Origin of the sequence: Brevundimonas sp. NPDC007368 (assembly GCF_042869015.1) — a bacterium.
Classification (GTDB): Bacteria; Pseudomonadota; Alphaproteobacteria; order Caulobacterales; family Caulobacteraceae; genus Brevundimonas.
In genome coordinates this window covers 1-3,986 of sequence record NZ_JBIAFA010000010.1, presented here as the reverse complement: position 1 = coordinate 3,986, position 3,986 = coordinate 1, and the positions used below count along the sequence as shown (strand labels likewise).

Here is a 3,986-nt window from a genome sequence, read left to right as displayed (position 1 = left end):
ACCAGTTCTTTTTAAAGAACTTTCTCAACACTCCCGGAACCCGAAGACCCCGGCGGAGGCGGCCTTCTAAGGAAAGCCATTCTCCATGTCAACCAATCCGCTGAACTTTCCGAAGCCCCAAAAGCCGAGACTTTCGAAGCCGCAGAAACCCGCGCAGAGAAGCAAAGACACGTCTCGCATCGGCAAATCAGCGATTTGATCGAAGCGCGAAAACTAGCTGAACCAACTGATGAAGGCAAGAAGTTTTTCAACTCCGTGCCCGCCAGAGCCCCGGAAATCCATTCCCGAAGCCCCCGTGGGCCAGCCCGTCTCCGAGCGAGCGGCGTCTATACGGACCACCCTCGGAGTCCACAACCCCTGAATCTCAGAATGTTGAGATCACTGAGATCCGAACGGATCGTCCAGGCTGCAGGACGGCTGGGTGAACCAGACCGGGCCAGCGTCGCTCATATAGAAGTGGTCCTCCAGCCGTATGCCGAACTGGCCCGGGATGACCAGCATGGGCTCATTGGAGAAGCTCATGCCCGCCTCCAGGATCGTGCGGTCGCCACGGACCAGATTGGGCGCTTCATGGATATCCAGACCGACGCCGTGGCCAGTGCGATGGGGCAGGCCCGGCAGTCGATAGTCAGGGCCGTAGCCGAGGCCGGTGAGATAGTCGCGCGCGGCCGCATCCACGCTCTCGCAGGTCGCGCCCAGTTGCGCCGCCTCGAAAGCCAGGACCTGAGCCTGCTTCTCATGCTCCCACACGGTGCGGAACTCGGGCGTCGGTTCGCCGAAGACATAGGTGCGGGTGATGTCCGAGTGATAGCCGTCGATCAGGGTGCCCGTGTCGATCAGAACCGCGTCGTTCCGCTGCAAGGCTCGGTCGCCCTCGCCGCCGTGCGGCAGGCAGGTGTCATCGCCGAACGAGACGAGGCAGAACCACGAACCGCCCTCCCCGCCGAGGGCGTGATGCTCGGCGTCGATGAACCGCTTCACCTCGGACGTCAGCACCCCGACCTTGAGCCAGGCATGGGTGCGGCGCTGCACCTCAAGGGTGATAGCCTTGGCCCGCGTCAGCAGGGCGATTTCGGCGGGCGACTTGATGCGGCGCAGAGCAGCAGTTAGCGGGCCGCCATCGGCCAGACGCGCCTGCCCCATGACTCTGGCCAGCCCTAGCCAGACAAAGACCGCGACCAGTTCATCCACCGCCAGTTTTCCGCCCGGCGGAAGACGGCTCGCGACGAGGGCGTAGGGACTCTCTTCCTCTTCCCAGGTCAGGATGTCGCCGGGAATGGCGCCCTCCGCCGTCGTCAGGCCGCCGACCTTGTCCAGCTCAAAGCGCGGGCAGACGTACTCCACCCGCCCGTCGGCATGGATCAGGGCGCCGGTGAGACGCTCCGAGGGATGCCAGTCCAGGCCGGTGAAATAGCGCAACGACGTCGTCGAGCCGAGCAGCAGCGCCGAAAGCCCCCGCGCGGTCAGCAGGCCGGCCAGGGCCTGGATGCGAGCACGACGCTCCCGAGCGTCGATGGGGCGGGCGGACGGAGCAATGAAGGTCATGGCCCGACCCTATAAGACATCCAGGACATCGCGTGAGCCCCCACGCCTCCCACCATTGACCGCCATCGTTCAAGCCCTGCCCAGGCCTGAAGACGCTTCACCATTGCGCTTAACGGCGCCCCGCCAGCATGGGAAGGGCCGCGCCCGTACCGCCAATGCGCTCTCGGCCTTGCTGGACACTCGCCATGCTGGCGCCGGGCTATGTCGCGGCGGGCGGTCTGGGCGGGTCGAGCCCGCAGGTCCTGATGCAAAGCCCATTGCTGGGCGCATGGGGTCACAGCCGTCGTCGTCATGACTCTAGGCTGCCGGCTGCTCGTCTAATCCCTGTTCGGCAATCCGCAGGACTGGCCCTCGCCCCCTCCCACATGACCGCGTCCCTCTTCTGAATATTCGAGATTCCCGAACTGCGTCTCGGCACAAGCCTGTGGCTCCTGATCTGCTTCGCCATCGCCTTGAGCCGGCCACGCCCGCGGTACTGACCGCCCTATCCATCCCTTCATCAAAGAGTTCGTCATGACCCGCTCACCAGCGCGCCTTTCCGCATGCCTGGCGTCTAACCTCGTCCTGGCCCTGACTGCAGGACGCGCGGTCGCCGCCACCCCAGTCGCCGAGGCGGAGGCCTCCAGACCCGCCATCTGCAGCCACCGGCTCGCCGGCAACTCCGGCCTCGCCCTTTCTCCCGAAGGCCGCTTCGTGCTGACGTCCAGCGACCCGTCGGGCGCGTTCGACGACTACGCCGCCAAGGCGACCTCACCCCCCACGCCATAGAGGCCCTGAGCTGGTTCCCAACAGACGAGCGATTTCTGGTGATCTCGGACAGGGGCGGCGACGAGCGCATCCGCCTCAGCGCCAAGGCGGATCAAATCTTGCTCGCGTGGCGCAGGGCACAGACGTAGACATCGGCTCGAATCTGGGCAGCGCGGATCTTGTAATCCAGCATCTCCAACAAGGTCAGGCGATCTTCGAGCACGGCGGACAAATCTTCGCCGTCGACCAGTATGGTCTTGATGTGCTTGCCACGAACGATCGCCTCGAGACCGGGATCGGAGAAGCCGTTCACCGAAACGAACAGCCCGCGCCCATACATCTTTCCGTCTACCTTGTGAGCGAACTTGTAGAGGTCGCCGGTGCTGGCGGCGGCATCGAGCCATTTGGCTTCCACCACATAGTTCTCGCCCTTGAACTTGAACGTCCCGTCGATCTGTTCGCCCGCGAGGCTAAAGGGCTCGCCCATGACGACGCCATGCCCGTCGAACAACTGTTTGAGAAATGATTCGAATAGCCGCGAGCCTGCGGGGTCATCGAGGTTCCGAACAGCTTACCGAATGCCGCCGTCAACGCGCCGAGGTCGGCGGTCGTCCTCCGCTTCCTCTGGCTCGTTTCCGCGGCTGTGCGTCGTCGCTCGGTCGCGTCATTCCGCGTCGATACCGCTGCCTTCAGCCCGGCAATGCAGGCCTGAGCTTGGGCGCGATCCAGCTTTTTCAGGGTGTCGAAGTAATAGCTGTCGAAATGGGTCCAATTCGACAGCCGGTCCAGCATGGTCTGAAACGCCACGAAGCCTCGATCCGGACGCGCGCTCAACTTGGAGAACACGTCCGCGACCAGTTCGTAGCGGGTCGTCGTCGCATCCGACGCGGCGACTAGCCCCGCAGGCGTTCCCACGCTCAACAGAAACTCGGCAATTTTCTTCTTGGGCCAGAACAACGCCAGAATGCATTCTTGCATCAGCAGGCGAAGATCCAGCGGCATCTCAGGAGCGCTCGACATGAGATCCATTTAGGATCACACGGTTAGCCGGACAAGCACATTGCAAATTGGGAAACCCGGGCGGCGTCCGAGCCGAGCGAGCACCAGCTCGGGGATCAGATAGCTCCGGCCAGGCGCATGGGCGAGCCTCAGCTTGACCAAGCCCTCGTAGTCGGCGGTTGGAGCGGCTGGATCGGGAGCGGGCGACAAGCGAAAGGAAAAGTCGGGCAATGTCGGTCTCTCCACGGCCAGCAGGGATCGCCGGGCTCACAGGGTGTCATGGTCATGTCCAGGGCCGGTCGGCGTCCCGCGCCTGTCATCTTTGTCCCGAGATGGTAGCCAAGGCCACCGTCATCTGATCTCGGCCCAGGGCGACGTCCTCGGCCGCCGTCTCGACCGGGACGTCGGGCAGGATCGCAGCATCGGGCTGAAGCATATCAGGAGCAAGTTGGCGAGTAGGGGAGCTCTCCCACAATCGTGATCTCGATCCCCTGCCCTCCTACGTTTGGGGTCCTGCCGCTTCCACGAGGCTTCCACGGGGGCGCTGGAATTTGAACAAAGAAAAACCCGCTATCCGATTGGAATAGCGGGTTAAAATCTTGGGTGCGGGAGCAGGATTTGAACCTGCGACCTTCAGGTTATGAGCCTGACGAGCTACCGGGCTGCTCCATCCCGCGGCAAGGCGGTGTGTGAGG

General features: G+C 63.5%; 2 protein-coding genes, 1 tRNA gene and 1 pseudogene. 1 reads left to right on the top strand and 3 read right to left on the bottom strand.

Features of this window, described 5'->3' with window-relative positions; all coding sequences use genetic code 11:
- Positions 1 to 378: 378 nt before the first annotated feature.
- Positions 379 to 1,545 carry a Xaa-Pro peptidase family protein gene (locus ACFYLW_RS16095; protein ID WP_312066246.1) on the bottom strand — a complete coding sequence of 389 codons (1,167 nt, stop codon included), beginning with the start codon at positions 1,543 to 1,545 and terminating at the stop codon, positions 379 to 381.
- 513 nt (positions 1,546 to 2,058) lie between these two features.
- On the opposite strand from ACFYLW_RS16095, the gene ACFYLW_RS16090 reads away from it, so the two are divergent.
- Complete coding sequence (locus ACFYLW_RS16090; protein WP_390183247.1) at positions 2,059 to 2,313, top strand: hypothetical protein; 255 nt, start codon at positions 2,059 to 2,061, stop codon at positions 2,311 to 2,313.
- A 91-nt stretch (positions 2,314 to 2,404) separates the two neighbouring features.
- Here ACFYLW_RS16090 and ACFYLW_RS16085 read toward each other — a convergent pair.
- Positions 2,405 to 2,812: pseudogene (locus ACFYLW_RS16085) on the bottom strand (restriction endonuclease); the annotation flags it as partial.
- Between the two features lie 1,079 nt (positions 2,813 to 3,891).
- Positions 3,892 to 3,968: transfer RNA gene (locus ACFYLW_RS16080), tRNA-Met, on the bottom strand.
- Between the last annotated feature and the right edge of the window lie 18 nt (positions 3,969 to 3,986).